This window comes from Stenotrophomonas thermophila (genome assembly GCF_001499715.1).
Taxonomy (GTDB): Bacteria; Pseudomonadota; Gammaproteobacteria; order Xanthomonadales; family Xanthomonadaceae; genus Stenotrophomonas; species Stenotrophomonas hibiscicola.
On sequence record NZ_CVIW01000021.1, the window covers coordinates 26,554 to 52,990 of the forward strand.

A 26,437-nucleotide genomic window follows, 5' to 3' on the forward strand; every position below is an offset into this window, starting at 1 on the left:
AGGGTTGGAAACCATGGCCTAGGGTGGTTAGATGGCGGGGCACCACTGCGCTTGATCGTAGTTGGCGCCGCACGTGCGTTTTTTCGTCAAATTAACGGAGTGATTGATGAAGAGCATGATCGTGATGGCAGTAATGGGCATTTCATTGCTTGCGGTGATGGGGCCTGCCAAGGCTGCGGATCCTTATCCGAGGTGCACCGCGTGCTCCAGGGGCTGGGCCGAGTGTGTAGCAAACAACGGTGCTGATCACCCGATCTGTCAGCACAAGCAACTCGTATGCGATCAGATCTGCGCATGGGAGATCCCGGTAGTGGGCATCCCATCTGCCTTGGACGCGGGCGGGCGCGAGGCTCCGACAGGCAGGCTGGAGCTTGCTGTGGCGATGGCCAAGCGATTGTCCAGCTCCTGAGGTACAAGGGGCCGAACGACGGCCCCTTCCTCGGGGCGCGTCTCAAGGCGCGGGACGATAGCGGCGAGCCATCAGGCCAGCCCGGTATCCTCACTGGGGCGGCTGGCCGTTCAGAGCGCCGCCGCCAACCCCGGTATACTGGCGCCCTTTCAGGCCCCGGCCCCCAGGAACCCCTGCCATGCCGGCAGGGGCCCAGGCCCCCAGAGTCCCGCGATTCCATGTCCCAGCTGAACCCCAAAGTCGGCTTCGTCAGCCTTGGCTGCCCGAAGGCCCTTGTCGATTCCGAGCGCATCCTTACCCAGCTCCGCTCGGAAGGCTACGACATCGTCCCGTCCTACGATTCGGCCGACGTGGTGGTGGTCAACACCTGCGGCTTCATCGATTCGGCGGTGACCGAGTCGCTGGACGCGATCGGCGAGGCGATGAACCAGAACGGCAAGGTGATCGTCACCGGTTGCCTGGGCAAGCGCCCGGAGCAGATCCGCGAGGCCTACCCGAACGTGCTGGCGGTGTCCGGCCCGCAGGACTACCAGAGCGTGATGGAAGCGGTGCATGAAGCACTGCCGCCCAAGCACGATCCGTTCGTGGACCTGGTGCCTGACTACGGCATCAAGCTGACCCCGCGCCACTACGCTTACCTGAAGATTTCCGAAGGCTGCAACCACGCGTGCAGCTTCTGCATCATCCCGTCGATGCGCGGCAAGCTGGTCTCGCGCCCGGTGGACGAGGTGCTGCGTGAGGCCGAGCGCCTGGTGCGTGGCGGCGTGCGCGAGCTGCTGGTGGTTTCGCAGGACACCTCGGCCTACGGTGTGGACGTGAGGTACGCCGAAAAGATGTGGCGCAACAAGGCCTACCAGACCCGCCTGAAGGCGCTGTGCGAAGGCCTGTCGGAGCTGGATGCGTGGGTGCGCATGCACTACGTCTACCCGTATCCGCACGTGGACGAGGTGGTGCCGCTGATGGCCGAGAACCGCATCCTGCCGTACCTGGACATCCCGTTCCAGCATGCCAGCCCGCGCATCCTGCGCCTGATGAAGCGCCCCGGCGCAGTCGAAAAGACCCTGGAGCGCGTGCAGAACTGGCGCCGCATCGCGCCGGACATTACCGTGCGTTCCACCTTCATCGTCGGCTTCCCGGGCGAGACAGAGGCCGAGTTCGAAGAGCTGCTGTCGTTCCTGGACGAAGCGCAGCTGGATCGCGTGGGCGCGTTCGCCTATTCGCCGGTAGAGGGCGCCACCGCCAATGACCTGCCCAACGCTGTGCCGGAAGAAGTAAAGCAGGAACGCCTGGCCCGTTTCATGGAGAAGCAGGCGCAGATTTCCGCCGCGCGCCTGGAAGCCAAGATCGGGAGCGTGCAGCAGTGCCTGGTCGATGCCATCGAAGGCGATATCGCCGTGGCCCGCTCCAGGGCCGATGCGCCGGAGATCGACGGCCTGGTGCATATCCAGAACGCCGATCAGGTGCCGCTGCGGGTGGGCGAGTTCGTCGACGTGGAAATCACCGAGAGCGACGAGCACGACCTGTACGGCGATGCGCTGCCGGCCAATGCCCGCCCGGCGTTCGACCTCAAGGTACTGTGATCGCAACGGCCGCCGCCGGTGACGGCAGCGGTGTCCGGCGCTTCGTGCCGCCGCCGCGTGCGGCGGTCGATCCGCAGGTGTTCGCGCATCCGTTGTTTGCCGGATTGCAGGATTTCCGGGATCTGCTGCTCGGCCCTCGCTGGCCGTCCATCGCTGCACTTGATGCGCGCCTGCCATTGCCCGGGAAGCGCCTGGTTGAACAGGACGCCGCGCTGCTGGCCGATGGCCTGCACTACGAAGCCCGCATCGCGCAGGGGCGCATCGCCACCCGCGCAGACAACTGGCACGACCTGTTCAATGCGCTGGTCTGGGCCTCATGCCCACAGCTGAAGCGTGCGCTCAATGTGCAGCAGTGCGGGCATATCGAGGCCATGCCGCCTGGCCAGCGCAACCGCGCGCAGGCCGCGTTGACCCAGTTCGACGAAACCGGTGTGATCGTGCGCGTGCGCGATGACTCACTGCGGGCTGCCTGGGATGCACACGACTGGCCCGCGTTGTTTGACCCGGTGAACTGGCAGAGCGATGACATCGCCATCACCGCGGTATTCGGGCATGCGCTGATGGAACAGGCACTGCTGCCGGGGCGATTGCTGGTCGGCAAGTGCGTGGTGGTGCACAGCGATGCCGATGCGGCCTGCGTTGACGCGGTGGCCGTGGCCATCGCCGAGGGCAGGGCGGTGACCGATCCCTTGCAGCTGCGTCCGCTGCCGTTGGCTGGAATCCCGGGGTGGCACGAGGGACAGGATGCCGCCTTCTATCGCAATGCCGACTACTTCCGCCCGCTGCGTGCCGGCCGCGCGTACCCGCCGCCATTGCACGGGGCCATGTAGAGTCGACTGTCAGTCGACTGCTCTTCGTTCCGAGGCCGTGAACGCCTGACAGATGGCTTTGGCGAGTCATCAACCGCGATGAAGATCGCGGTGCGTTTGCCGTCCCGCTGTGGAGGTTTGTGCCGCGCTTCGCGCGGTAGTCGACTGACAGGCGACTCTACACCGTCTCGTATTCCACGCCGATCACCGCAAAGGTGAACCGCCCGCCGGGCAGCTCCACCGAAAACTCGTCGTCCAGCCGCTTCTTCAGCAGCGCACGCGCCAGCGGCGAATCGATGCTGATCCAGCCCAGGCCTGCGTCGGTCTCGTCCGGGCCGACAATGCGGTAGCGGCTGGTGTCGCCACTGTCCACGTTCTCCAGCTCCACCCACGCGCCGAAGAACACCGCCTGCGGATCGGTTGGCGTAGTGTCGACCACGCGCAGTGATTCCAGCCGCTTGGTCAGGTAGCGCACGCGGCGGTCGATCTCGCCCAGCTGCTTCTTGCGGTAGGTGTACTCGGCATTTTCCGAACGGTCGCCTTCTGCGGCGGCTGCGGCCAGTGCTTTCACCACTTCGGGTCGCCGTACCCGCCACAGGTCATCCAGTTCGGCCTTCAGCCGAGCGTGGCCGGAGGCGGTGATCAGGGCGGTGCTCTTTTCTGCAGGGGGACGCCAGCGCGACATGCAATACGACTTCTTTTCCGGGGGACGAACGGAGGGTGGGGTCAGACTCCGCTTCCGCGGGAAGGGCTCTGACCCCAGCAGCGGCGGATCAGATCAGCGCTTGCCACCGAAGATGCCGCCCAGCAGGCCGCGCACGATCTGGTTGCCCAGCTTGGTGCCGACCGTGCGCGTGGTCTGCTTGGCCATGGTCTCGATCATGCCCTGGCGGCGCTTGGTGCCGAAAATCGCATCCTTGATCGCCTGGCCGAAACCGCCTTCCTGCGCATCGTCCTGTTCGCGGCTGCGCGCGGCTGGCGCCTGCGCCTGCTCGACGCTCTTCTGTGCGCGCTGGGCCAGCAGTTCTGCAGCCGATTCGCGGTTGATCGCGGTGTCGTAGCGACTGCCGACCGGGCTGCCGGCACGCACCTGGGCGCGCTCGGCTTCGGTGATCGGCCCCATCCGGCAGCGTGGCGGCGCGATCATCGTCTGCTGCACCGGCATCGGCACGCCCTTGTCCTGCAGCGTGGAAACCAAGGCCTCACCGGTGCCGAGCTGGCTCAGTACCTTGGCCACGTCCAGCTTCGGGTTCGGCACGAACGTCTCGGCCGCGGTCTTCACCGCTTTCTGGTCGCGCGGGGTGAACGCCCGCAGCGCGTGCTGCACGCGGTTGCCGAGCTGGCCGAGGATGTTGCCCGGCACGTCGTCGGGGAACTGCGAGCAGAAGTACACGCCCACGCCCTTGGAGCGGATCAGGCGCACCACCTGCTCGATGCGCTGCACCAGCGACGGCGGTGCGTCGTCGAACAGCAGGTGGGCCTCGTCGAAGATGAAGACCAGCTTCGGCTTGTCCAGGTCGCCCACCTCCGGCAGCTGTTCGAACAGCTCCGACAGCAGCCACAGCAGGAAGGTGGAATAGAGCTTGGGCTTGAGCACGAGCTGGTCGGCGGCGAGGATGCCGATCATGCCGCGGCCGTCGTGATTGACCCGCATGATGTCGGCCAGTTCCAGGGCCGGCTCACCGAAGAAGTTCTCGCCGCCATCCTGCGCCAGGCGCAGCACCGACCGCTGGATCGCGGCGATCGACTGCGCGCTGACCAGGCCGTATTCGGTGGAAATGTCCTTGCGCTCCTCGGCCACCAGGCCAAGCAGGGCGCGCAGATCGTCCATGTCCAGCAGCAGCAGGCCACGATCGTCGGCCAGCTTGAACACTATGTCGAGCACGCCGGACTGGGTGTCGTTCAACTCGAGGATGCGCGCCAGCAGGGTCGGGCCCATCTCGCTGACCGTGGTGCGCACCGGATGCCCGAGCTTGCCGTACAGGTCCCAGAAAATGGTCGGGCTGGCGGCCGGTGCGTAGTCGGCCATGCCGATCTCGGCGGCGCGCTTGAGCAGGTTCTCCGCGCCGGTGCCCGGCACGGCCAGGCCGGACACGTCGCCCTTCACGTCGGCGAGGAATACGGGTACGCCCAGTCGCGAAAAGCCTTCGGCCAGGGTCATCAGGGTCACGGTCTTGCCGGTGCCGGTGGCGCCGGCCACCAGGCCGTGGCGGTTGCCGAGTTTCGGCAGGAGGGTGACGGCCACATCGTCGGTGATGCCTTTGCCGAGCAGAATCGGATCCATGGTCCAGCCCTTGTGTGAATAGCCCAATGTTAACCGCCGGCAGTGGCAGTCCGAAGGTCGGCTTGCCCCGACCTTGGCGGCGCCGCTACTCTGCCTGCCTGTTTCGCACACAGTGCCATCAATGCCCGTTCCTGTCCTGATTTCCCGCGGTTGGCCGCTGCTGGCCCTGGCCGGCCTGGTTTCCCTGGCGCCCGACGCCCATGCGCAGCGGGTCTCGGCCCGGGACAAGGCGAAGGTGGATGCGCTGCAGCAGCGCATGACCGTCGCCGAGAAGCGCTACAGCGATGCGCTGCTGCTGGTCGCCAATGCCGACCCCAAGGGCAGCAACGAGGCCGACGCGGCGCTGGAGGACATGGAAGACGTTCTCAACGACTGCGTGAAGCAGAAGGGCTGCCAGATGGGCACGCTGCTGGCCAGCTACAAGCGCCTGCTCAAGCACGACGCCGATGCGGCGGGCAGCGATGAGGTGGCCGACGAGGGCGGTGACCGGCTGGAAGCCGACCCCGACCATATCGGCCCGCTTACCGCCGACGTGCCGGAGGCGGCCCGCGCCGCTGCGCTGCTCAACGACAAGCGGCACGCCTTCGACAGCATGGTCGAATACAACCCGGCCGTGCAGGCGGGCATCCGCCGCTGGCTGACCGACATGCGCCCGGCGCTGCTGACCAGCTACGAGAACTACCAGAACCTGCGTGCGGTGATGTGGCCGGAGTGGGAAAAGCGCGGCCTGCCCGAGGCGCTGCTGTTCGGCATCATGGCCAAGGAGTCCAACGGCCGCGTGCATGCCTCCTCGCGCGCCGGCGCCGCCGGCCTGATGCAGTTCATGCCGGCTACCGGCCGCCGCTTCGGCCTTGGCCCGGATGGCACCGGCTTCGACACCCGCTTCGACGCGCGCAGCGCCGCCGAGGCCAGCGCCAGCTATCTCAACGAGCGCCTGCGCGAACTGAACAACAACGTGGAAATGTCGGTGGCCGCCTACAACGGTGGTGAAGGCCGTGCCGCGCGCGTGTTCAAGCAGAGTGCGGGCCAGAGCTTCTGGACCGACAGTGTCTACAACCAGTTCCCCGGCGAGACCAAGGACTATGTGCCGATGGTGATCGCGGCGGCCTGGATCTTCCTGCACCCGCAGCAGTACGGCGTGGAATTCCCGAAGATCAGCGCGCAGCCGGCCACGCTGCGCCTGGCCAAGTCCACCACCATCTACGAACTGACCATCTGCCTGGGCAGCCACGGCACCCGCGATGGCTACATGCGCGCGCTGCGCAACCTCAACCCGCGCTATGAAGCCGACGGCTGGATTCCGGCCGGCACGCTGATCAACGCCACCACCCGCATCGCCGGCCTGTACCAGCGCAACTGCGTCAGCGGCCCGCGTGCCGACCTGGCCCGTACCCTGATCACCGCCGACCTGAACGCGGCGATCAAGCGCCCGGCCGCCGCCAGCTACACCGGCAGCGTGGCCGTGGGCGGCGTGGTGCCGGTGGCCGACGCCGCAGCCTCCACCAGCGTGCCGACCACCCCGGTCGCTCCGGTGGCCGCGCCGCGCCCGGCCGCACGGCCAAAGCCGCCGCGCAGCCACAAGGTGGGCCGGGGTGAAACCCTGGGCGCCATTGCCGCGAAGTTCCAGTGCGATGTGCCGACCCTGGCCCGCGCCAACGGCCTGAAGGCCCCGGCCTACAGCCTGCGCCAGGGCCAGACGCTGAAGCTGCAGGGCTGCGACAAGTAATTCCCACGACCGCTGGAATCTGCAATGGACCTCGAAGACACCCGCAACCTGTTCGCCAACCTCCGCGAAAACACCGACTGGGACATCAAGGGCCCGTTGCTGTGGGGGTACTTCTTCGTGCACTCCACCGCTGAGCCGCTGCAGGCGCTGGCAGAGCACCTGCAGGCGGAGGGCTATACCTTCGTGGAATTGTTCGAGCAGGAGCCGGAAGAGGGCGACGCGCCGTTCCACGTGCTGCATGTAGAGCGCGTGGAGATCCATGACGAAGCCTCGCTGGACCGCCGCAACCAGGAATTCGCAGCGCTGGCCGCGGAGAAGGGCGTGGAAGACTACGACGGCATGGACGTCGGTCCGGCCCCGGTCCTGCAGTAACGCGCTTCTGGCTGTAGAGCCGAGCCCATGCTCGGCTTCCTTTGCCCACAGAAATGCATGGCCGGTTGCAGCCAGTAGCCGAGCATGGGCTCGGCTCTACATGTACCTCAGCGCAGCTTCGCCAGCGCCTGGCCCAGCTGTACCGGGCTTTCAGCGGCCAGCTGCGGGGCGAACTCAGCCACGCCCGGCGGCAGCAGCACGATCACGGTCGAACCGTAGTTGAAGCGCGCCATCTCGGCGAAGCGCTCCAGCCTGATGCCCTGGCCGCGGTAGTCCTTGCGCGTGATGCGGTCGCCATAATGCGGAATTTCCTCGCCGCTCCACACGGTTTCGACGCCCGATACCAGCAACGCACCCACCATCACGCTGACCATCGGGCCGAAGCTGGTGTCGAAGTGGCAGACCAGGCGCTCGTTGCGGGCGAACAGGCGCGGCACGCCGTTCACTGCGGCCGGGCCGACGCTGAACAGGCGGCCCGGCACGTGCACGGTCTCGCGCAGGGTGCCGGTCCACGGCATGTGCACGCGGTGGTAGTCGCGCGGCGACAGGTACACGGTCGCGTACAGGCCGTCGTTGTACGGTTTGGCATCCTCGTCACTGCCCAGCAGTTCGGCGGCGGTGAACGATTGGCCCTTGGCCTGGAAGATGCGGCCGGCCTCGATCCTGCCGAGCTGGCTGATGCGGCCGTCGGCCGGCATCACCAGGCTGCGCGGATCGGCGTCGGCCACGCGCGCGCCCGGCTTCAGCGCGCGGGTGAAGAACTGGTTGAAGGTCGCATAGCTGCGCGGGTCCGGGTTGGCCGCTTCGTCCAGGTTCACGTTGAACTTGCGGGTGACCGTGTCGATCAGCCAGCGCGACACGCGCGGATCGTCCGAGTACGCCAGCGAACGCGCCATCGAAGACAGCAGGCGGTGGGGCAGGGCGTACGTCAGGGCGGTGGTGAGGCTCATGGGGCGGTTTTCTCGGTCAGCTTCTGCAGGTCGCGGGCGATCGCCGGCGCGTTGAACGGGGGCCGTACCAGGCCGGCAAGGCGGCCCTGCGGGTCGAGCACGGCCAGGCTGGCTGAGTGCTCGACGGTGTAATCCTCGGGGTTCTCGTCGAAGTGCTTGCCCGGCACCTTCTGGAACACGAAACCGAGCGAGGTGGCGAAGCGCTCCAGCGACGGAATATCGGCGGTGGCGGCCAGGGTGTCCTTGTGGAAGCCGTGCGCGTACTCGCCGAGCCGGGTGGCGCTGTCACGATCCGGGTCGACCGAGATGAACAGCACGCGCGGGCGCAGGCTGTCGGGCAGGGCCTCCCACTGGTCCTGCGCGCCGGCCAGCTCGGCCAGGGTGGTCGGGCAGACGTCCGGGCAGAAGGTGAAGCCCAGGAACACCAGCGTCCAGTGGCCCTTCAGCTCGCCCGGTATCAGGCGGGTGCCGTCGGACTGGGCCAGGTTGAAGTCGGGCAGTTCGCGCGGCTGCGGGTACAGCGTGATCGCTTCGGTGGCCGGGGCATTGGCCGGCGGCTTCGGCGCAAACACCTGCTGGGCGGCCAGCAGGCCCAGGCCCGCCGCCAGGGCGATCAGCAGGATGATGCCGGCATTGCGATTGAACATGGGTGCCCCCGCGCGAAGTGGGCTCCATCATACCGGGTGAGGCCGGATCGTTTCCGCCGCAACGGATGCTGCCGCGGGCGCCAGCCCCTATAATCGGGGCCCACTTTGCCCGCAGTACCGCCATGACCGCTGAAACGGCCGCCGAACTCCACACGATCATCGATCTGATCCGCTACGGCACCAGCCGTTTCAACGAAGCCGGGCTGACCTTCGGTCACAGCTACGACAATGCGCTGGACGAGGCCACCCAGCTGGTGCTGCACAGCCTGCACCTGCCGCACGATCTGGGCCCGGCCTATGGCCAGGCGCGCCTGCTGCAGGCCGAAAAGCTGCGCGTGCTGGAACTGTTCCAGCGTCGCATCGATGAACGCATCCCGGCCGCCTACCTGACCGGTGAGGCCTGGTTCGCCGGCCTGAGCTTCAAGAGCGACAAGCGCGCGCTGGTGCCGCGTTCGCCGATCGCCGAACTGATCGAATGCGGCTTCGAGCCGTGGCTGGCCGGCCGCGATGTCAGCCGTGCGCTGGACCTGTGCACCGGTTCGGGCTGCATCGCCATCGCCATGGGCCACTACTACCCGAACTGGGAAGTGGATGGCGTCGACCTCAGTGACGAAGCACTGTCGCTGGCCGAGGAAAACAAGGAACGCCTGCAGGCGCACAACGTCACCCTGATCAAGTCGGACCTGTTCAACGGCCTGACCGGCCGCCACTACGACCTGATCGTCACCAACCCCCCGTACGTCACCAACGACGAGACCGACGCCCTGCCGCAGGAATACTCCTACGAGCCGGAGATGGGCCTGCGTGCCGGCGACGACGGCCTGGACCTGGTGCTGAAGATCCTGCGTGACGCGCCGCTGCACCTGAGCGAGGACGGCCTGCTGATCTGCGAAGTGGGCGAATCCGAGCAGCACCTGATCAAGCTGCTGCCGGAAGTCGATTTTTCCTGGATCGAGTTCAAGGTCGGCCAGATGGGCATCTTCGCGGTCGAATGCCGCGAGCTGATCGCCCACAGCGCACGCATCACCGAACTGGCGGCGCAGCGCCCGTGAGCTCCAATTCGTTCGGCAAGCTGTTCACCGTCACCACGTTCGGCGAGTCGCACGGGCCGGCCATCGGCTGCGTGATCGATGGCTGCCCTCCGGGGCTGGCACTGGACGCGGCCGAATTCGCCCACGACCTGCAGCGCCGTGCCACCGGCAAGAGCCGGCACACTTCCGCGCGGCGCGAGGCCGACGAGGTCGAGATCCTCTCTGGCGTGTACGAGGGCCTGACCACCGGCACCCCGATCGCGCTGCTGATCCGCAACACCGACCAGCGCAGCAAGGACTACGCCAACATCGGCCAGCAGTTCCGGCCGGGCCATGCCGACTACAGCTACTGGCACAAGTACGGCATCCGTGACCCGCGCGGTGGCGGCCGTTCCTCGGCGCGCGAAACCACCATGCGCGTAGCCGCCGGGGTGGTCGCCAAGAAGTGGCTGGCCGAGCGCTTCGGCGTGACCGTGCGCGGCTACCTGTCGCAGCTGGGCGACATCACCCCGGCCGGTTTCGACTGGTCGGCGGTGGAAGACAACCCGTTCTTCTGGCCGCACGCTGCACAGGTGCCCGAACTGGAGGCGTACATGGACGCGCTGCGCAAGTCCGGAGATTCGGTCGGTGCGCGCGTGGACGTGGTCGCCGACAACGTGCCGCCGGGCTGGGGCGAGCCGATCTACGGCAAGCTCGATGGCGAACTGGCTGCCGCGCTGATGAGCATCAACGCGGTGAAGGGCGTGGAGATCGGTGACGGTTTTGCCAGCGCTGCACAGAAGGGCACCGAACACCGTGACCTGCTGACCCCGCAGGGCTTCGTCAGCAACCACGCCGGCGGCATCCTTGGTGGCATTTCCACCGGCCAGCCGGTGGTCGCGTCGATCGCGTTGAAGCCGACCTCCAGCCTGCGCCTGCCGGGCCCGTCGCTGGATACGGCCGGCAATGTGGTCGAAGTGGTCACCACGGGGCGCCACGACCCCTGCGTCGGCATCCGTGCCACCCCGATCGCCGAGGCGATGATGGCGATGGTGCTGATGGACCAGGCGCTGCGCCATCGCGCGCAGTGTGGCGATGTCGGCACGGTCACCCCGCGCATTCCCGGGCAGATCGATGGCTGACACGCGGCCGATCGTGTGGGTGAGCCAGCCGCTGATCGACGCGGCCATCGCGCCGCTGCGCGATCGCGTGCAGCTGCGCAGCACCGACACCGTCACCGCCTGGGCGCCGGACCAGATCGCCGAACAACTGGCCAGCGCCGACGGCGCGATCATCACGCTCAACGAGCGCATCGGCGCGGCCCAGGTGGCCGGCGCCGCGCAGCTGCAGGTGATCGCCAATGTCGGGGTGGGCTACAACAACCTGGATGTGGACGCGCTCAGCGCGGCCGGCATCCTGGCCAGCAACACGCCGGACGTCCTGACCGAAACCACCGCCGATCTCGGTTTCGCCCTGCTGATGGCCACCGCGCGCCGCATTACCGAGTCCGAGCGCTGGCTGCGCGAAGGGCAGTGGCAGCAGTGGTCGTTCCAGACCATGCTCGGTGCCGATATCCACGGCAGCACGTTGGGCATCCTTGGCATGGGCCGCATCGGCCAGAGCATCGCCCGTCGCGGCGCGCACGGTTTCGGCATGAAGGTGCTGTACCACAACCGTTCGCAGCTGCCGGCGGCGACCGAGGCGGAATTGGGCGCGACCTATGTGGATCTGGATGCGCTGCTGGCACAGTCCGACCACCTGCTGCTGGTGCTGCCGTACACGCCGGCCTCGCATCATCTGATCGATGCCGCCGCACTCGCGAAGATGAAGCCGTCTGCGACGCTGGTGAATATCGCCCGCGGTGGCCTGGTCGATGAGATCGCGCTGGCCGACGCGCTGGCCAACGGTCGCCTGGCTGCGGCGGGCCTGGATGTGTACGAAGGCGAGCCAACGGTACGCCCGGAACTGCTGGCGCTGCGCAACGTCGTGCTCACTCCGCACATCGGCAGCGCCTCGCTGGCCACGCGCACGGCGATGGTACAGCTGGCCGTGGATAATCTGCTTGCCGGGCTCGGCCTGGACGGCGGCCCGTCGCGCATGCCGAGCGCGATCAACGCTGATGCGGCGATGGCCGCGCGCGTGACGCTGGGCAAAAAAACCGGGAAACGATAGGGAACCTCCGCGCGCCCCGCTTGAGGAGGTTCCCCGAACCCAGCTGTCGTGCGTGTTTTTCCCCATTCCCGTTTTCGTGAGAGTTCCTCCATGAGCAATGCACAGCGCAGTTTCCACGTCGCCGTCGTCGGTGCCACCGGCGCCGTCGGCGAGACCATGTTGTCGATCCTGGCCGAGCGTGATTTCCCGGTCGGCACCCTGAGCGTTCTCGCCTCCGAGCGTTCGGCCGGCGGCGAGATCGAGTTCAACGGCCAGAAGGTCAAGGTCCAGGACCTGGCCACCTTCGATCCCACCGGCGTCGAGATCGCCCTGTTCTCGGCCGGTGGCAGCGTGTCCAAGGAATACGCACCGAAGTTCGCCGCAGCAGGCGCGGTGGTGATCGACAACTCCTCGGCCTTCCGTTACGACGATGACGTGCCGCTGGTGGTGTCCGAGGTCAACCCGGAACAGGTCGCCAACCGTCCGCGCGGCATCATCGCCAACCCGAACTGCTCGACCATGCAGATGCTGGTGGCGCTGGCACCGCTTCACCGCAAGTACGGCATCGAGCGCATCAACGTCTCCACCTACCAGTCGGTGTCCGGCGGCGGCCGCTCGGCGATGGAGGAACTGGGCAAGCAGACCGGCCAGCTGCTCAGCTTCCAGGAGATCGATCCGCAGCGTTTCCCGGTGCAGATCGCCTTCAACCTGATCCCGCACATCGATGACTTCCAGGACAACGGCTTCACCAAGGAAGAAATGAAGCTGATCTGGGAGACCCGCAAGATCCTCGGCGATGACAGCATCCTGGTGAACCCGACCGCGGTGCGCGTGCCGGTGTTCTACGGCCACTCCGAGTCGGTGGCGATCGAGACCCGAGACAAGGTCACGGTCGCCGAAGCGCGCGCGCTGCTGGAGCAGTCGCCGGGCATCGAAGTGGTGGATCGCCACGAGGCCGGTGGTTACCCGACCCCGGTCACCCACGCCTCAGGCACCGACGCGGTGTACGTCGGCCGCATCCGCGAGGACCTCTCGCACCCGCGTGGCCTGAACCTGTGGATCGTGTCGGACAACGTGCGCAAGGGCGCAGCCCTGAATGCCGTACAGCTGGCCGAGCTGGTTGCCGCCGAGCAGCGTTGATGGAGAGGCCGGGCAATGCTCGGCCTTTCCTGTAGAGCCGAGCCCACGCTCGGCTCAGGCCATGCAGCCGAGCATGGGCTCGGCTCTACATGGGTGCGGACCTTGGTCCGCACGCTTTATAGTGTCGCCCATGAATAAACGGGCCAGGGGCGCAAAGCGCCCGCTCACCTATCTGTCCGCAGCGCTGCTCGCCTTGGCCAGCAGTTCGGCGCTCGCCCTGGGGTTGGGCGACATCCGCGTCCTGTCCAGGCCGGGCCAGCCCCTGCTGGCAGAAATCCCGGTCGTTTCGGCCGATCCGTCCGAGCTGGAAAACCTGCGGGTGGCCTTGGCCTCGCCGGTCACTTTCGAGCGTGTCGGCCTGCAGCGGCCGACCGGACTGGTCAGCGAACTGCAGTTCGAGCTGACCCGCGACACGCAGGGAAGAGCGGTGGTGCGGGTGACCTCGCAGGCACCGGTGGAGACGCCGTCGCTGAGCTTCCTGATCGAAGCCGACTGGGGCCAGGGCCGCCTGGTGCGCGAGTACTCGGCGCTGGTCGATGCGCCGCCCAGTGCGCTGGCCGTGGCCGAGCCGGAAATCGTCGCGCCGGCAGGCACGCTCTCCAATACGATCGTGCGCGAACCTGCACCGGCTTTGGCAACGGCGCCAGCCGCAGAGGCGCCCGCTGCGCCGCCACCTGCGGTGGCGGCTGCAGCAGCACGCCCGCGTGCGGCCTCCGCGCCGGTCGCTGCACCGGCGGCCGATGGCAGCGTCACCGTACAGCGCGGTCAGACCCTGTCGCAGATCGCCAGGGTGGTGGCGCGTGGCAACCAGGTCAGTCGCGACCGCGCGATGATCGCCCTGCTGCGTGCCAATCCCGAAGCCTTCATCCGTGGCAACGTCAACCTGCTCAAGCAGGGCGCGGTGCTGCGCATGCCGGGCAGCGATGCGCTTGCGGCGGTCGACGCCGCCGAAGCGGCGACGCTGGTGCGCGAGCACGCCGCGCAATGGCGTCAGGCGCGTACCGTGCCGCAACCGGCGGGCATGCTCGCACCGGTTGCCAGGGCGGCAGCCACGAACGCTTCTTCCCCGGCTGCGGCCAACGGGCCACGGCTTGAGATCGCTCCGGCGCTGGCGTCAGACGCCGCGCACGCGGGCACAACCACCGGCACAGCTGCCGGCAGCGAGGGTGACATGCTGGGCAACGAACAACTGCGCCAGGCGCGTGAGGACATCGCCACCCGCGATGCCGAGATCGGCGAGCTGAAGCAGCGGGTGGCCGATCTGGAGAAGCTGAAGGAACAGCAGCAGTCGCTGATCGCGATGAAGGACAACGACCTGGCCGCTGCGCAGCAGCGCCTGGCGCAGGCGCCGGGTGCCCGTGATGCGGCGACACCGTGGTACTGGCTGGGGCTGCCGGTACTGCTGCTGGTGGCGGGGGCGGCCTGGCTGCTGCGTCGTCGCAAGCCGTCGCCGTTGCCGCCGCTGCGTGAGGAAGACGATGCCGCCGGCCTGGCCGCAGCGGTGCCGGCAGGTGCCGCGCTGGATGCGCTGGCCGAGCAGTCCTCGTGGTCGTCGCCTGATGCCGGCAACGGCCGCCAGGAACCGGCGATGCCTGCGTGGGCGACCGGAACCGAAGTGCACGACGTGGTGGTCGCCGAACCCACCGCTGAGCACGCGGTGCGGGCCGACCAGGAGGCCGACACGCCGCGCGACCAGGACGCGGTGGCATTGCCCGAAGCGGTGACCGATCTGCCGCGCTGGGACGATCCCGCAACCACCGGCGACGAGGTGGTCCCGGCCGAGCCGCTGCAGGACGATCGCGTTGTACCGCAGGTGCCGGCCGAAGTGGTGGTGCCCGACTACGCACTGCATGCCGAACGGCAGCCGCAGTTCCGCGGTGTGTTCGATCTGCCGGCCGACGCGCATGAGAACCCGTCTCCGGCGGATGCCCCAGGTCCCGAAGCCATCGACGGCATCGACCGTGGCAGCACCGAGGCTGCTCATTCCGACGACACCGCGTCGAGCGCCCCCGCGCCTGCCGATGACGCGGGCTGGTCGCCACGTGCCGGCCAGGAGCGCCTGGAACTGGCCATTGCCTACCTCGATCTGGGTGACGCGCAGACGGCGCGCACCTTGTTGCTGGAAGTGGCCGAGGGCGGTGACCTGCACAGCCAGGCGCAGGCCCGCGAACTGCTCGCCCGCCTGCCGTGACCGAACCCGCCGACAAGGACCCTGCCATGAGCCGCGAGCGCCGTATCGACTACGTTGAATTCGCCTCCAGCGACCCGGCCGCCAGCCGTGCCTTTTTCGAAACGGTGTTCGGCTGGTCATTCGTCGACTACGGCAGCGACTACACGGCTTTCGACGATGGCCGCCTGCAGGGCGGCTTCTTCCGTGGCCAGCCGCAGCGGGCCGGCGACAGCGGTGCACCGCTGCTGGTGCTGTATGCCGACGATCTGGCTCCGGTCGAGGCGGCCGTGCGCGACGCCGGCGGCCAGATCGTACGCCCGGTGTTTTCCTTCCCCGGTGGCAGCCGCTTCCAGTTCGTCGAGCCCGGTGGCAACGAACTGGCGGTCTGGTCCGAACGCGATCCGGCCTGAGCGCCGCCCCACCCGCAACATCGAGGTAGCACATGCGTTATGCGCTTGGCGTCGAGTACGACGGCAGCGATTTCAGGGGCTGGCAGAACCTGGGCGAGGGTGGTCCCAGCGTGCAGGCCAGCCTCGAGCAGGCCTTGTCATCGGTGGCGGATGCGCCGCTGCAGGTGGTCTGCGCCGGCCGCACCGATGCCGGTGTGCACGGCCAGTGCCAGGTCGTGCATTTCGACACTGACGTGGTGCGTGACCCGCGCGCCTGGATGCTCGGCACCACCACCCGCCTGCCGCGTTCGATCGCGGTGCGTTGGTGCGTGCCGGTGGCCGATGATTTTCATGCGCGCTTCTCGGCACGTGCGCGCCGCTACCGCTATCGGCTGCTCAACCGCGAGGTGCGGCCCGCGCTGGACCGGCAGACCCTGAGCTGGGAGCGCCGCGCGCTGGACGAGACCCTGATGCACGCCGCCGGCCAGGCCCTGCTCGGCGAGAACGATTTCAGCGCGTTCCGTTCGGTGCAGTGCCAGGCGCTGCATGCCCGGCGTGAGCTGCAGTCATTGCAGGTCAGCCGCCAGGGCGAAGTGATCGAAGTCGCAGTGCGTGGCAATGCATTTCTTCATCACATGGTCCGCAATATCGTCGGATCGTTGATCCTGGTGGGCAGCGGCGAAAAACCGGTGGAATGGATCGCCGAACTGCTGGCTGGGCGCGACCGCACCGTAGCTGGTCCCACCGCACCGCCGCAGGGCCTGGTGTTCCTTGGGCCCCTGTACCCCGACAACTGGCATCTGCCCGCCGAGGTCACGCTATGAGCCGTTCCTACTACCGTACACGCATCAAGTTCTGTGGAATGACCCGCGCCGGCGATGTCCGTCTGGCCGGTGAGCTGGGCGTGGACGCAGTGGGTTTCATCTTTGCCCGCGAGAGCAGCCGCCGGGTCGCGCCTGCCGAGGCGCGCGCGATGCGCCAGGCAATCGCGCCGATGGTCGACGTGGTTGCGCTGTTCCGCAACAACAGCAAGGAAGAAGTGCGCGAGGTGCTGCGCACGGTACGACCGACGCTGCTGCAGTTCCATGGCGAGGAGGACGAGAGCTTCTGCCGCAGCTTCAACATGCCGTACCTGAAGGCGATTGCCATGGGGGGGCGCGAAGAGGTCAATGCCCGCACCCTGCAACTGCGCTATCCCAGCGCTGCCGGCTTCCTGTTCGACAGCCACGCGCCGGGGGGCGGTGGCGGCACCGGCGTGGCGTTCGACTGGGGCCGCGTCCCGACCGGATTGCATCGGCCGTTCCTGCTGGCCGGTGGCCTGAACCCGGAAAACGTTTACGACGCCGTGCTGGCGACGCTGCCGTGGGGCGTGGACGTCTCCAGCGGTATCGAACTGGAGCCGGGCATCAAGGACGGTTACAGGATGCGCACCTTCGTCGAGGAAGTGCGGCGCGCCGATTGCACCGTCCTGGAGTGATCCGCGTCACCTGAGAGGCGCCGGGATGTCATCGTCGACGGTGAGCCTTGCAGCAGACCCTCAACCAGAGATTGTCCGCCGATGGCATCGTCGGTCGCCACACCGCTGCCGCCCTGGCAGCGGGGCGTGTGCAGGGTCATGAACCCGCAGCGGCTGTGCCCAAAGGGCCGCCGCTCAACGATGCATCGCATCCGGACCACGCACTGCACAACGCCGTCCGCAGCAAGCTTCCCAGCGTGTTTTCCGAAGAGGCTGCGGCCAATATCACCCTGCATGCAAAGCAGAACGGTATCGACCCGGCCGACAAGCTGCAGAGCATCACGGTGCAGGATGGCAAGGCGTTCGTGATGGGCACGACGCCGGGCTTCCGCACCAGTGTCGATCTGGCCCAGGCGCCGCCGTCGCTGGACAGACCAGTGCCAAGCTGCTGGCAGATCCGTTGCACCAGCAGCAGGTGCATGAGGAGCAGCAGCGGGTCGCGATGGGCGGTCGCTGAGGCCTGCGTTGCCGGCTCCGGGAGGTGAATGCCGCCCGGGGCCTCGTCTCATCGCAGTTGCGCTGCTGCCCAGTCGGCCAGGGCGTCTACCCGTGCATCGGCCGGGCCATCCGGCCGCGCCAGCACCCAGAAGCCGCCGGTGGCCGCAAACCCCCACGGTGCGACCAGCCGGCCTGCTGCCAGATCTTCGGCCACCAGCGGCTCGGGCGCGATTGCCGGGCCCAGCCCGGCCACGGCTGCTTCCAGCAGGTAATAGAGATGTTCGAAAGCGGTGCCCAGCTGCAGCTTTGACGGGTCCAGGCGGTGTGCCTGCGCCCAGGCGGGCCAAGCCTGTGGACGTGACGTGGTGTGCAGCACGGTTTCCTGGAGCAGTGCCGAGGGCGGTGCCTGCCGCAGGCGCTGCGCCGCCGGATGTGACGGGGCCACCACCACACCGACCCGTTCCGGTGCCAGCTCGCGGACCTGCCAGCCGCGTGGCCACGGTCCCTGCGCCAGCAACAGCACGGCGTCCAGCGCCGCCTGCGCTTCGGTGAAACTGCCGTCCAGCGCCGACCATTGCAGCCGCGCGCCAGGCAAGGCGGCCTGCAGGGCAGGCAGGCGCGGAATCATCCAGCGCGCCAGAACGCTGCCGCTGCAGCCCAGTACCAGTGCTGGGGAGGCCGCGGGCCGCCGCAGTTCGCGCACGCAGCCTTCGATCCCGCCGAAGGCCTCGCTGCACGCTGCCTGCAGGCGCGTGCCCGCAGCGGTCAGGCGCAGGCCGCGACCGGCACGCTGGAACAGCGCCAGGCCCAGATGATCCTCCAGCAGCTTCAGTTGCCGGCTGACCGCGCCGTGGGTGACGTGCAGGTCCTGTGCGGCGCGCCCGACGCCGCCAAGGCGGGCAGTGGCATCGAATGCGCGCAGCGCATTGAGGGGAGGCAGCAGGGAGCGGCTCACGTGAGATTTCCTGACGATATGTGCCAGATAATATCCATTTTCCGGTCATGACCCGTGCGCTAGAGTATCCACCTGTCTGAACCACCGGTCGTATCCATGTCTGCCTCCCCCATTGCCGACTACCACGCCTTCCCGGATGCCCAGGGCCACTTCGGCCGCTACGGTGGCAGCTTCGTCGCCGAAACCCTGGTCGGCCCGCTGCAGGAACTGGCCCAGGCCTATGACCAGGCCCGCCAGGACCCCGCGTTCCAGGCGGCCTATGACCGCGACCTGGCGCACTACGTGGGCCGGCCGAGCCCGATCTATCACGCCCAGCGCCTGAGCGATCACGTCGGCGGCGCGCAGATCCTGCTCAAGCGCGAGGACCTGAACCACACCGGTGCGCACAAGATCAACAACACCATCGGCCAGGCACTGCTGGCCGCACGCATGGGCAAGAAGCGCATCATCGCTGAGACCGGTGCCGGCCAGCATGGCGTGGCCAGTGCCACCGTTGCCGCGCGTCTGGGCCTGGAATGCGTGGTCTACATGGGCGCCACCGACATCGAGCGGCAGAAAATCAACGTCTACCGCATGAAGCTGCTCGGTGCGACGGTGGTGCCGGTCACCTCCGGCTCGGCCACCCTGAAGGACGCGCTCAACGAAGCGATGCGCGACTGGGTGACCAACGTGCAGGACACCTTCTACATCATCGGCACCGTGGCTGGACCGGACCCGTACCCGCGCATGGTGCGCGACTTCAATGCCATCGTCGGCCGCGAAGCGCGTGAGCAGATGCTGGCCGAGTACGGCCGCCTGCCCGATGCGATCACCGCCTGCGTCGGCGGCGGCAGCAACGCCATTGGCCTGTTCCACGCCTTCCTCAACGATCGCCAGGTCGAGATCGTCGGCGCCGAAGCCGCCGGTGATGGCATCAGTACCGGTCGCCATGCCGCCTCCATCGCGGCAGGCCGCCCCGGCGTGCTGCACGGCAACCGCACGTACGTGCTGTGCGACGATGACGGCCAGATCATCGAGACCCATTCGGTGTCGGCCGGCCTGGACTATCCGGGCGTCGGCCCGGAGCACGCGTTCCTGGCCGATACCGGCCGCGCGCGCTACCTCGGCATCACCGACGAGGAAGCGCTGCAGGCCTTCCATCTGCTGGCGCATACCGAGGGCATCCTGCCCGCGCTGGAATCCAGCCATGCGCTGGCACAGGCAATCAAGCTGGCGCGTGAGCGTCCGCGTGACCAGATCGTGCTGTGCAACCTGTCCGGCCGCGGCGACAAGGACGTGCACACCATCGCCGCGCGCGAAGGGCTTGTGCTGTGAATCACGTGCTGCGCCACGGCGGGGCGCTGGTGCTGGTGATCGGCATGGGTGGCTGCACGCCGCCCGATCCACCGGTGCTTGCCCCGGCGCCGGCCGCCCCCGCGGCGATCGCCCCGGCACGCGAACCGGCCAGCAACGACGATGAGGCCGCACATCGCCCGATCGAGGGCGCGGCGATGTCCACGGCAGGCGATGGCGGCGAGGACCAGGCGGCCCGGGCGGTGGTGTCGGTGGCCCTGGACCATGCCGGTGAGGTGCTGATCGGCCAGCCCTTCAGCGAACTGCAGGGCGAGGCGCAGTGGCACTCGGCCGGGCTGGGCGAGTCGACCGCTGGGCGTTGCGAGTACTACGAGCGCGGCACGCTGCCCGAGGGCGTGGCGATGATGGTGCAGGACGGCGACGTGGTGCGCTTCGACCTGGCCCCCATCGACGATTCCGGCCAGGTGGTGCTGCAGCCGGGGCCGTTCGGCCTTCATCTGGGCATGCCACGCGCGCAGGCACTCCAGCAGTTGCCCAAGGGCGTTTCCACGCAACCCTATGGTGATGATGCGGAGGCCGGCGAGAGCCTGCTCTGGCAGGACCCCGGTTCCGACCTGGCGATCCGCGTGGAGATCGTCGACGGCACCATCTCCCGAATGTACTGGGGCGCCAGCGGCGCCGTTGACCTGATCGAAGGATGTACCTGACATGTCCGTATCCCGACTCGATGCCTGCTTCCAGCGCCTGCGCGAACAGCAGCGCAAGGCGCTGATTCCCTTCATCACCGCAGGTGATCCCTCGCTGGAAGCCACCGTGCCGGTCATGCACGCGCTGGTCGATGCTGGTGCCGACGTGATTGAACTGGGCGTGCCGTTCTCCGATCCGATGGCCGATGGCCCGACCATCCAGCGCAGTTCCGAACGCGCGCTGGCGCGGGGAGCCGGCAGCCGCTATGTGCTGCAGGCGGTGGCGCAGTTCCGGGAGCGTGATGCGCACACCCCGGTGGTGCTGATGGGCTACCTGAACCCGGTGGAGATCCACGGCTACGCTGCCTTCGCCGGGGCGGCCGTGCAGGCTGGCGTGGACGGGGTGCTGCTGGTCGACCTTCCGCCGGAAGAAGCCGTTGAAGCGCAGCAGGCCTTCGATGCAGCGGGCCTGGCGCTGGTCCTGCTGGCGTCGCCGACCACCAGCCAGGCGCGTGCCGACAAGCTGCTGGCCCTGGCCCGTGGTTACCTATATTACGTCAGCTTTGCCGGCGTGACCGGCGCCTCCGAGCGCCTGGACAGCGACGCCGCCAGCGCCCGCCTGCAGGCGTTGCGCGCGCGCGCCTCGGTGCCGGTGGTGGCGGGCTTCGGCATCAAGGACGCCGGCAGTGCCGCAGCCATGGCCCGCCAGGCGGATGGCGTGGTGGTCGGAAGTGCGCTGGTGGCGGCGCTGGCCGAAGCGGGCTCGGCTGACGACGCGGCCCAGCGTGCGCGGGCGTTCCTCGCCCCGCTGCGGCAGGCGCTGGACGCGTAGCGGTAATGCTGGCCGCTGGCCGGCATCGTCCGTACCCACCCGCGTGCAGGGCCGCCGGCCAGCGGCCGGCACCGCGCAGCACCTAAACGTACGTCCCAGCATGGTTTTTCCGGCTGCCCCGTAGCTGGCAAGGGGGTGCACGGCCGGGGAAAGCGGAGCTAGACTGTCCGCCTTTGCGGCCCATGGGCCGCCCTGAACGGAAGTGTCCTCCCGCATGAGTTGGCTCAGCAAGTTGATGCCGTCCGGCATCCGCACCGACAACACCCCCAGCAAGAAGCGCAGTGTCCCCGAGGGCCTGTGGGAAAAGTGCAGCAACTGCGGCAGCGCGTTGTACCGTCCGGAACTGGAAGAGAACCTGGAGGTCTGCCCGAAGTGCGGCCACCACATGGCGATCCGCGCGCGTGCGCGCCTGGCGGCCCTGTTCGACGCCGACAGCACCACCGAGATCGGTGCGCGCCTGGGACCGACCGACCTGCTCAAGTTCAAGGATCAGAAGAAGTACAGCGAGCGCATCAAGATCGCGCAGAAGAACACCGGCGAATACGACGCGCTGATCGCCATGCGCGGCCTGCTCAAGGGCCGTGCGCTGGTCGCCTCGTCGTTCGACTTCGCCTTCATGGGGGGCTCGATGGGCTCGGTGGTGGGCGAGCGTTTCGCGCTGGCCGCAGAAACCGCGGTCGAGATCGGTGCGCCTTACGTGTGCTTCTCGCAGAGTGGCGGCGCGCGCATGCAGGAAGGCCTGTTCTCGCTGATGCAGATGGCCAAGACCTCCGCTGCGCTGGGCAAGCTGCGTGAAGCCGGGCTGCCGTACATCTCGGTGCTGACCCATCCGACCACCGGCGGCGTTTCGGCGTCGTTCGCGATGCTGGGCGACATCAACATCGCCGAACCGCAGGCACTGATCGGCTTCGCCGGCCCGCGCGTGATCGAGCAGACCGTGCGCGAGAAGCTGCCGGAAGGTTTCCAGCGTTCGGAGTTCCTGCTGGAGCACGGTGCCATCGACCAGATCTGCGATCGCCGCGAACTGCGCGACCGCCTGTCCGATCTGCTCGCCATGCTGGGTCGGCAGCCCGCGCCGCAGGTAGCCTGATGGGTGCCCGCAAGTACTTCGGCACGGACGGCATCCGTGGCCGGGTCGGGCAGGGCGTGATCTCGGCCGACTTCGTGCTGCGCCTGGGCAATGCGCTGGGCCGCGTCCTGCTCGCCCAGCGTGGCCAGGACGGACGCCGGCCGATCGTGGTGATCGGCAAGGACACCCGCATTTCCGGCTACATGTTCGAGGCGGCGCTGGAGGCCGGCCTGGTCGCCGCCGGTGCCGACGTGCAGTTGCTGGGTCCGATGCCGACCCCGGCGGTGGCGTTCCTGACCCGCACGCTGGGCGTGGACGCCGGCATCGTCATCAGCGCCTCGCACAACCCGCATTACGACAACGGCATCAAGTTCTTCTCGGCCCAGGGCGAGAAGCTCGACGATGCCACCGAGCTGGCCCTGGAGGCGGCGCTGGACGTTCCGTTCACCACCGCCGAATCGGAAAAGCTGGGCAAGGCATTCCGTGCACGCGAGGCGGTCGGCCGCTACATCGAATTCTGCAAGGCCAGCGTGCCGCGCACATTCGATCTGCGTGGCCTGCGCCTGGTGCTGGATTGCGCGCATGGTGCCACCTACCAGATCGCGCCGCTGCTGTTCCGCGAACTGGGTGCCGAGGTGATCGGCATCGGCGCCGAGCCCAATGGCATCAACATCAACGCCGGCGTGGGCTCCACCCATATCGACAACCTTGCGGCCAAGGTCCGCGAGACCGGCGCCGATCTCGGTATCGCCTTCGATGGTGATGGCGACCGCGTGCTGATGGCCGACGACCAGGGCAACCCGGTCGATGGCGATGACCTGCTGTACATCCTGGCCCGTGCCTGGAAGGCCGAAGGCCGCCTGCGCGGCCCGGTGGTCGGCACGCTGATGAGCAACTATGGGATCGAGAAGGCCCTCGCCGACCTGCAGATTCCATTCGTGCGCAGCAATGTCGGCGATCGCTACGTGCACCAGGCGCTGATCGAAGGCGGTGGTGTGCTCGGCGGTGAAGCCTCCGGCCACCTGCTGTGCCTGGACCGCGCCACCACGGGGGACGGCATCGTCAGCGCCCTGCAGGTGCTGGTCGCGCTGCGCAACAGTGGGCAGACCCTGCGCCAGGCGCTGAAGGGCCTTGTGCGGGTACCGCAGAAGACCGTCAACGTGCGCCTGGGCAATGTCCCGGCCAAGACTGCGGTGCAGTCTGAAAGCGTGCAGTCCGCGCTGGCTGTGGCGCAGCAGGCTGTCGCCGGCCGTGGCCGCGCGTTCCTGCGCCCGTCCGGTACCGAGCCGGTGGTGCGGGTCACGGTCGAGGCCGATGACGCCACGCTGATGCAGCAAACGCTGGACCGCCTGTCAGCAGCGGTGCGTGAAGCCGCTGCCTGAAGCGAGTGCACATTCGCACCAACGAAAAACGCCCCGCAAAGCCGGGGCGTTTTTCATTCAACCGGCAGGGGGGGGCGTGGTGCTTATGGCCCCGGCACCATCTTCTTCTGGCGCGCCTTGAAGCCATTGAACAGCGGCGCGATCAGCGGGTTGTAGCTCTGCGCGATGCGCTTGCGCAGCCAGCTGGCCGGGCGGTTGCGGATCGCGAAGCGGTAGATCCGCTCCGGATCACCGCCGACCACGTTGCGGCCGAACGGGTGGGTGGTGTGCAGGTAGCGGAAGCCCTGCTCGCGTGCTACCTCGATGTGGTCCTGGTCGAAATCGCCGTAGGGCCAGCACAGCGTATCGGACACCTCGCCGAGCTTGTCCTGCAGGACGTCGCGCGAGATCGCCAGATCCCGGCTGAGGCCCGCACGGCGCTGCGCACGGTCCAGATCGTCGCGGCGCAGCCAGCGGGTGTGGGTGTGGGTATGGCAATGCACCTCGAAGGTGCCGGCGGCAATGGCTGCGCGTGCTTCGCTCCAGCGCATCATCACGTCGTCGCTGCGGTCCTGCTCGTAGATCGCCGCTTCGCAGCCACGATGGTCCGGCGTCGACGGTAGTGCCGCGCCGGCAATGCCGGCGTGCGGACGTTCCGGGCCTTCGCCCATCCAGCCGGTGACCACGAACACCACCGCGTGCATGCCGTACTTCTGCAGGATCGGGTGCGCATACACCCAGTTGTCGAGATAGCCATCGTCGAAGGTGATGACGATCGACTTGCGTGGCACCGGCTTGCCGGCCAGGAAGCCGGCGTACTGCTCCAGCGTCAGTGAGGTCCAGCCATTGGCTGCCAGCCACGCAATCTGGCTTTCGAAGTTCTCCGGCGACACGGTGATCATGCCCGGCGAAGGGCTGACGTGGTGGTGCATCAGCACCGGAACGGTTCGTGCATCAGCCATGTCCCAGCTCCTTCAGCCACTGGTGGTAGTAGTGTTCGGTCGCTTCACCGTGGCCGTCCGGCGTGAAGCGATGTGCGCCGTGCATCCACTCCCAGCCAGCGCGCCCCATCTGCCGTCGCCGTTCCGGGTCGTCCACCAGCAGGCGCAATGCACCTGTCAGGGCGGCATTGTCACCCAAACGGGTGAGGATCGCATTGCTGCCATCAATCACCATCTCCGGCACGCCGCCCACCCGCGTGGCGACGATCGGTACGCCCACGTAGGCCGCTTCCAGGAATACGGTGCCGGCCGCTTCCTTGTGCGAGGCCAGTGCGAAGATGTCGAAGCCGGCCATCAGCCTGCAGGCTCCATCGCGGTAGCCGAGCAGGTGGACCTGGCGCTGCAGCCCGTGCTCGGCGCACATCGCCTGCAGTCGTTCCGTCACGGCCTGGCCATCACCGACAATCACCAGGTGCAGGTCCGGGTTGGCTTTGCACAGCGGCACCATCGCCTGCAGCAGGTCGGCATGGCCTTTGGGCTCACGCAGCACGGCCACGCAGCCGACCACGATGTCCTGCTCGCCGAAGCCAAGCTCGGCACGCACTTCCGCACGTACGTCCTGCAGGCACTGCCAAGGATCGGCCTTGCGGATATCACTCCAGCGCGGAGGCACCGCGATCGGCGGCACGATACCAATGCGCTCGGCTGGAATGCCGCGGTCGACCAGCAGTTGCTTGACGAAGCTGCTGACGGTCAGCACCCGGTGTGGAAGCTTGGTATAGGTCAGCAACGAGTTGACCGGGCTCATCAGATGGCGCGAGCGCACCACCAGCGGCGTGCCGCCCAGGCGTGCACCGGCGGCGGCGATCAGCGCATCGCGGCGGCTGGTGGTATTGACCACGTCGAAGCGTTCGCGGCGCACCAGCCGCGATACCGACCACATGCCGCGCAGCAGGCGTGCCAGGCCGCCCATGCGCAGCGTATGCACGGTGAATCCGTCCTCGCGTGCCAGTGTGGCCAGGCGTGCATCGGGCTGGCACAGCAATGACACCTCATGGCCACGCGCGCGCATCACCTGCATGTGCCGGAAGATGTAGATCTCCTGCCCGCCCATTCCCTTGGCGGCTTCGGTATGCAGGATGCGCAGCGGACGGTTCATGCAGGATCGGTCCTTCAAGATCAGCGGTTGCGGAAGCGGGTCAGCGCTTCCCATGCAGAGCGGATAGCTGCGGCGTCCGGAGCCTGCTGCGGCAGCGGGCGGTAGTGCCGGTCGAGCGCGGTGGCGTTGCCGAACTTGTCGAACACGTAGATGGCATCGCCATGGCGTACAGCGCGTTGCGACCAGCTCTCCACCACCAGTGCACGTTCGCTGGCGGCGGGCGTGGCCAGCAGGTCCTGGCCGGTACTGAAGTCCGTCAATGCGTTCTCGCAGCCCAGCGCGTGGCGCATCAGTGTTGGCACCCAGTCTTCGTGCGAGCTGGTGCGTGCGTCGTGGCCAGCGGCCTTGCCCGGCCAATGCAGCACGAACGGCACCTGCAGCTGGTAGTCGGAGAAGTTGCCGTTGTGGCCCCAGTAGTTCAGCCCGAGGTCGTTGAACTCTTCGGCATGGTCACCGGTGACCAGCACGATGGTGTCCTCGGCCAGGCCCTGCGCGCGCAGGTCGTCCAGCAGCGATCCGATCAGGCTGTCGGCATAGTGCACGGCGGTGC

General features: G+C 67.8%; 26 protein-coding genes and 1 pseudogene. 19 read left to right on the forward strand and 8 right to left on the reverse strand.

The window, feature by feature from the left end; translation table 11 throughout:
- Positions 1-106: 106 nt before the first annotated feature.
- The 3 genes from BN1263_RS10765 (at position 107) to BN1263_RS10775 (ending at position 2,819) form a co-directional block, all read left to right on the forward strand.
- Positions 107-409 carry a hypothetical protein gene (locus tag BN1263_RS10765; protein WP_021203403.1) on the forward strand — a complete coding sequence of 101 codons (303 nt, stop codon included), beginning with the start codon at positions 107-109 and terminating at the stop codon, positions 407-409.
- Between the two features lie 218 nt (positions 410-627).
- On the forward strand, positions 628-1,989 hold the full coding sequence (gene rimO, locus BN1263_RS10770) for a 30S ribosomal protein S12 methylthiotransferase RimO (protein ID WP_058981094.1): 1,362 nt from the start codon (positions 628-630) through the stop codon (positions 1,987-1,989).
- Positions 1,989-2,819, forward strand: coding sequence for a DUF3025 domain-containing protein (locus BN1263_RS10775; protein ID WP_144435344.1), 831 nt, complete (start codon positions 1,989-1,991; stop codon positions 2,817-2,819). Before rimO ends, BN1263_RS10775 begins: the two co-directional genes overlap by 1 nt.
- A 157-nt stretch (positions 2,820-2,976) precedes the next feature.
- Here the strand turns inward: BN1263_RS10775 and greB are convergent, their stop codons facing one another.
- Entirely contained in the window at positions 2,977-3,483 is a 507-nt protein-coding gene (gene greB, locus BN1263_RS10780) for a transcription elongation factor GreB (protein ID WP_058981099.1), read from the reverse strand.
- A 93-nt stretch (positions 3,484-3,576) separates the two neighbouring features.
- A complete protein-coding gene (locus BN1263_RS10785) occupies positions 3,577-5,082 on the reverse strand; it encodes a helicase HerA-like domain-containing protein (protein WP_058981122.1) in 1,506 nt (501 codons plus the stop codon).
- A gap of 121 nt (positions 5,083-5,203) precedes the next feature.
- On the opposite strand from BN1263_RS10785, the gene BN1263_RS10790 reads away from it, so the two are divergent.
- Complete coding sequence (locus BN1263_RS10790; protein WP_058981100.1) at positions 5,204-6,808, forward strand: transglycosylase SLT domain-containing protein; 1,605 nt, start codon at positions 5,204-5,206, stop codon at positions 6,806-6,808.
- 24 nt (positions 6,809-6,832) lie between these two features.
- Positions 6,833-7,180: a ribonuclease E inhibitor RraB gene (locus BN1263_RS10795; RefSeq protein WP_019660608.1), complete on the forward strand. Its 348-nt coding sequence runs from the start codon at positions 6,833-6,835 to the stop codon at positions 7,178-7,180.
- Between the two features lie 107 nt (positions 7,181-7,287).
- Here the strand turns inward: BN1263_RS10795 and asd are convergent, their stop codons facing one another.
- A complete protein-coding gene (gene asd, locus BN1263_RS10800; RefSeq protein WP_021203408.1) occupies positions 7,288-8,130 on the reverse strand; it encodes an archaetidylserine decarboxylase in 843 nt (280 codons plus the stop codon).
- Entirely contained in the window at positions 8,127-8,777 is a 651-nt protein-coding gene (locus BN1263_RS10805) for an SCO family protein (protein ID WP_058981102.1), read from the reverse strand. Before BN1263_RS10805 ends, asd begins: the two co-directional genes overlap by 4 nt.
- A gap of 122 nt (positions 8,778-8,899) precedes the next feature.
- Here BN1263_RS10805 and prmB point away from each other — a divergent pair, with 122 nt between their 5' ends.
- From prmB to BN1263_RS10850, 9 genes and pseudogenes are all read left to right on the forward strand, one after another.
- On the forward strand, positions 8,900-9,829 hold the full coding sequence (gene prmB, locus BN1263_RS10810) for a 50S ribosomal protein L3 N(5)-glutamine methyltransferase (protein WP_021203410.1): 930 nt from the start codon (positions 8,900-8,902) through the stop codon (positions 9,827-9,829).
- The gene (aroC, locus tag BN1263_RS10815; protein ID WP_058981107.1) at positions 9,826-10,929 is read left to right on the forward strand and encodes a chorismate synthase; all 1,104 of its coding nucleotides are present in this window, start codon (positions 9,826-9,828) and stop codon (positions 10,927-10,929) included. Before prmB ends, aroC begins: the two co-directional genes overlap by 4 nt.
- The gene (locus BN1263_RS10820) at positions 10,922-11,959 is read left to right on the forward strand and encodes a 2-hydroxyacid dehydrogenase (protein ID WP_058981109.1); all 1,038 of its coding nucleotides are present in this window, start codon (positions 10,922-10,924) and stop codon (positions 11,957-11,959) included. The genes aroC and BN1263_RS10820 overlap by 8 nt, the downstream gene beginning before the upstream one ends.
- A 90-nt stretch (positions 11,960-12,049) precedes the next feature.
- Positions 12,050-13,078 carry an aspartate-semialdehyde dehydrogenase gene (locus BN1263_RS10825; RefSeq protein WP_019660602.1) on the forward strand — a complete coding sequence of 343 codons (1,029 nt, stop codon included), beginning with the start codon at positions 12,050-12,052 and terminating at the stop codon, positions 13,076-13,078.
- Between the two features lie 130 nt (positions 13,079-13,208).
- Positions 13,209-15,269, forward strand: coding sequence for a FimV/HubP family polar landmark protein (locus BN1263_RS10830; RefSeq protein WP_058981112.1), 2,061 nt, complete (start codon positions 13,209-13,211; stop codon positions 15,267-15,269).
- Between the two features lie 26 nt (positions 15,270-15,295).
- Entirely contained in the window at positions 15,296-15,658 is a 363-nt protein-coding gene (locus tag BN1263_RS10835) for a VOC family protein (protein ID WP_058981114.1), read from the forward strand.
- A gap of 32 nt (positions 15,659-15,690) precedes the next feature.
- Positions 15,691-16,461, forward strand: coding sequence for a tRNA pseudouridine(38-40) synthase TruA (gene truA / locus BN1263_RS10840; protein WP_019660599.1), 771 nt, complete (start codon positions 15,691-15,693; stop codon positions 16,459-16,461).
- Entirely contained in the window at positions 16,458-17,114 is a 657-nt protein-coding gene (locus BN1263_RS10845; protein ID WP_010483057.1) for a phosphoribosylanthranilate isomerase, read from the forward strand. The genes truA and BN1263_RS10845 overlap by 4 nt, the downstream gene beginning before the upstream one ends.
- A 71-nt stretch (positions 17,115-17,185) precedes the next feature.
- Positions 17,186-17,610: pseudogene (locus BN1263_RS10850) on the forward strand (peptidoglycan-binding protein); the annotation flags it as partial.
- A 48-nt stretch (positions 17,611-17,658) separates the two neighbouring features.
- On the opposite strand, the gene BN1263_RS10855 reads toward BN1263_RS10850, so the two are convergent.
- Entirely contained in the window at positions 17,659-18,546 is an 888-nt protein-coding gene (locus tag BN1263_RS10855) for a LysR family transcriptional regulator (protein WP_058981116.1), read from the reverse strand.
- A 96-nt stretch (positions 18,547-18,642) separates the two neighbouring features.
- On the opposite strand from BN1263_RS10855, the gene trpB reads away from it, so the two are divergent.
- From trpB to glmM, 5 genes are all read left to right on the forward strand, one after another.
- Positions 18,643-19,860 (forward strand): tryptophan synthase subunit beta, encoded by a 1,218-nt coding sequence (gene trpB / locus BN1263_RS10860; protein ID WP_014647880.1) that lies wholly within the window; start codon positions 18,643-18,645, stop codon positions 19,858-19,860.
- Complete coding sequence (locus BN1263_RS10865) at positions 19,857-20,546, forward strand: hypothetical protein (RefSeq protein ID WP_058981118.1); 690 nt, start codon at positions 19,857-19,859, stop codon at positions 20,544-20,546. Before trpB ends, BN1263_RS10865 begins: the two co-directional genes overlap by 4 nt.
- 1 nt (position 20,547) lies before the next feature.
- Positions 20,548-21,357, forward strand: coding sequence for a tryptophan synthase subunit alpha (gene trpA, locus BN1263_RS10870; RefSeq protein ID WP_058981119.1), 810 nt, complete (start codon positions 20,548-20,550; stop codon positions 21,355-21,357).
- Positions 21,358-21,571: 214 nt separating this feature from the next.
- Positions 21,572-22,447, forward strand: a complete 876-nt coding sequence (accD, locus tag BN1263_RS10875) for an acetyl-CoA carboxylase, carboxyltransferase subunit beta (protein ID WP_019660593.1) — start codon at positions 21,572-21,574, stop codon at positions 22,445-22,447.
- Complete coding sequence (gene glmM, locus BN1263_RS10880) at positions 22,447-23,808, forward strand: phosphoglucosamine mutase (RefSeq protein WP_058981120.1); 1,362 nt, start codon at positions 22,447-22,449, stop codon at positions 23,806-23,808. Before accD ends, glmM begins: the two co-directional genes overlap by 1 nt.
- Before the next feature lie 83 nt (positions 23,809-23,891).
- Here glmM and BN1263_RS10885 read toward each other — a convergent pair whose 3' ends face one another.
- From BN1263_RS10885 to BN1263_RS10895, 3 genes are all read right to left on the reverse strand, one after another.
- Positions 23,892-24,749, reverse strand: a complete 858-nt coding sequence (locus tag BN1263_RS10885) for a polysaccharide deacetylase family protein (RefSeq protein WP_021203418.1) — start codon at positions 24,747-24,749, stop codon at positions 23,892-23,894.
- A complete protein-coding gene (locus tag BN1263_RS10890; RefSeq protein ID WP_058981121.1) occupies positions 24,742-25,887 on the reverse strand; it encodes a glycosyltransferase family 4 protein in 1,146 nt (381 codons plus the stop codon). Before BN1263_RS10890 ends, BN1263_RS10885 begins: the two co-directional genes overlap by 8 nt.
- 20 nt (positions 25,888-25,907) lie before the next feature.
- Positions 25,908-26,437, reverse strand: a 530-nt coding sequence (locus BN1263_RS10895; RefSeq protein ID WP_144435343.1) for a sulfatase-like hydrolase/transferase, incomplete at its 5' end; no start/stop codon positions are given.

Bases quoted from the DNA above. Each gene is read 5' to 3' on its own strand.
- BN1263_RS10805 (WP_058981102.1), bottom strand. From the start codon at position 8,777: ATGTTCAATCGCAATGCCGGCATCATCCTGCTGATCGCCCTGGCGGCG.
- BN1263_RS10765 (WP_021203403.1), top strand. From the start codon at position 107: ATGAAGAGCATGATCGTGATGGCAGTAATGGGCATTTCATTGCTTGCG.
- prmB (WP_021203410.1), top strand. From the start codon at position 8,900: ATGACCGCTGAAACGGCCGCCGAACTCCACACGATCATCGATCTGATC.
- BN1263_RS10830 (WP_058981112.1), top strand. From the start codon at position 13,209: ATGAATAAACGGGCCAGGGGCGCAAAGCGCCCGCTCACCTATCTGTCC.
- rimO (WP_058981094.1), top strand. From the start codon at position 628: ATGTCCCAGCTGAACCCCAAAGTCGGCTTCGTCAGCCTTGGCTGCCCG.
- BN1263_RS10845 (WP_010483057.1), top strand. From the start codon at position 16,458: ATGAGCCGTTCCTACTACCGTACACGCATCAAGTTCTGTGGAATGACC.
- BN1263_RS10825 (WP_019660602.1), top strand. From the start codon at position 12,050: ATGAGCAATGCACAGCGCAGTTTCCACGTCGCCGTCGTCGGTGCCACC.
- trpA (WP_058981119.1), top strand. From the start codon at position 20,548: ATGTCCGTATCCCGACTCGATGCCTGCTTCCAGCGCCTGCGCGAACAG.
- BN1263_RS10890 (WP_058981121.1), bottom strand. From the start codon at position 25,887: ATGAACCGTCCGCTGCGCATCCTGCATACCGAAGCCGCCAAGGGAATG.
- truA (WP_019660599.1), top strand. From the start codon at position 15,691: ATGCGTTATGCGCTTGGCGTCGAGTACGACGGCAGCGATTTCAGGGGC.
- BN1263_RS10785 (WP_058981122.1), bottom strand. From the start codon at position 5,082: ATGGATCCGATTCTGCTCGGCAAAGGCATCACCGACGATGTGGCCGTC.
- BN1263_RS10795 (WP_019660608.1), top strand. From the start codon at position 6,833: ATGGACCTCGAAGACACCCGCAACCTGTTCGCCAACCTCCGCGAAAAC.
- greB (WP_058981099.1), bottom strand. From the start codon at position 3,483: ATGTCGCGCTGGCGTCCCCCTGCAGAAAAGAGCACCGCCCTGATCACC.
- BN1263_RS10790 (WP_058981100.1), top strand. From the start codon at position 5,204: ATGCCCGTTCCTGTCCTGATTTCCCGCGGTTGGCCGCTGCTGGCCCTG.
- BN1263_RS10885 (WP_021203418.1), bottom strand. From the start codon at position 24,749: ATGGCTGATGCACGAACCGTTCCGGTGCTGATGCACCACCACGTCAGC.
- BN1263_RS10820 (WP_058981109.1), top strand. From the start codon at position 10,922: ATGGCTGACACGCGGCCGATCGTGTGGGTGAGCCAGCCGCTGATCGAC.
- accD (WP_019660593.1), top strand. From the start codon at position 21,572: ATGAGTTGGCTCAGCAAGTTGATGCCGTCCGGCATCCGCACCGACAAC.
- trpB (WP_014647880.1), top strand. From the start codon at position 18,643: ATGTCTGCCTCCCCCATTGCCGACTACCACGCCTTCCCGGATGCCCAG.
- BN1263_RS10835 (WP_058981114.1), top strand. From the start codon at position 15,296: ATGAGCCGCGAGCGCCGTATCGACTACGTTGAATTCGCCTCCAGCGAC.
- glmM (WP_058981120.1), top strand. From the start codon at position 22,447: ATGGGTGCCCGCAAGTACTTCGGCACGGACGGCATCCGTGGCCGGGTC.
- asd (WP_021203408.1), bottom strand. From the start codon at position 8,130: ATGAGCCTCACCACCGCCCTGACGTACGCCCTGCCCCACCGCCTGCTG.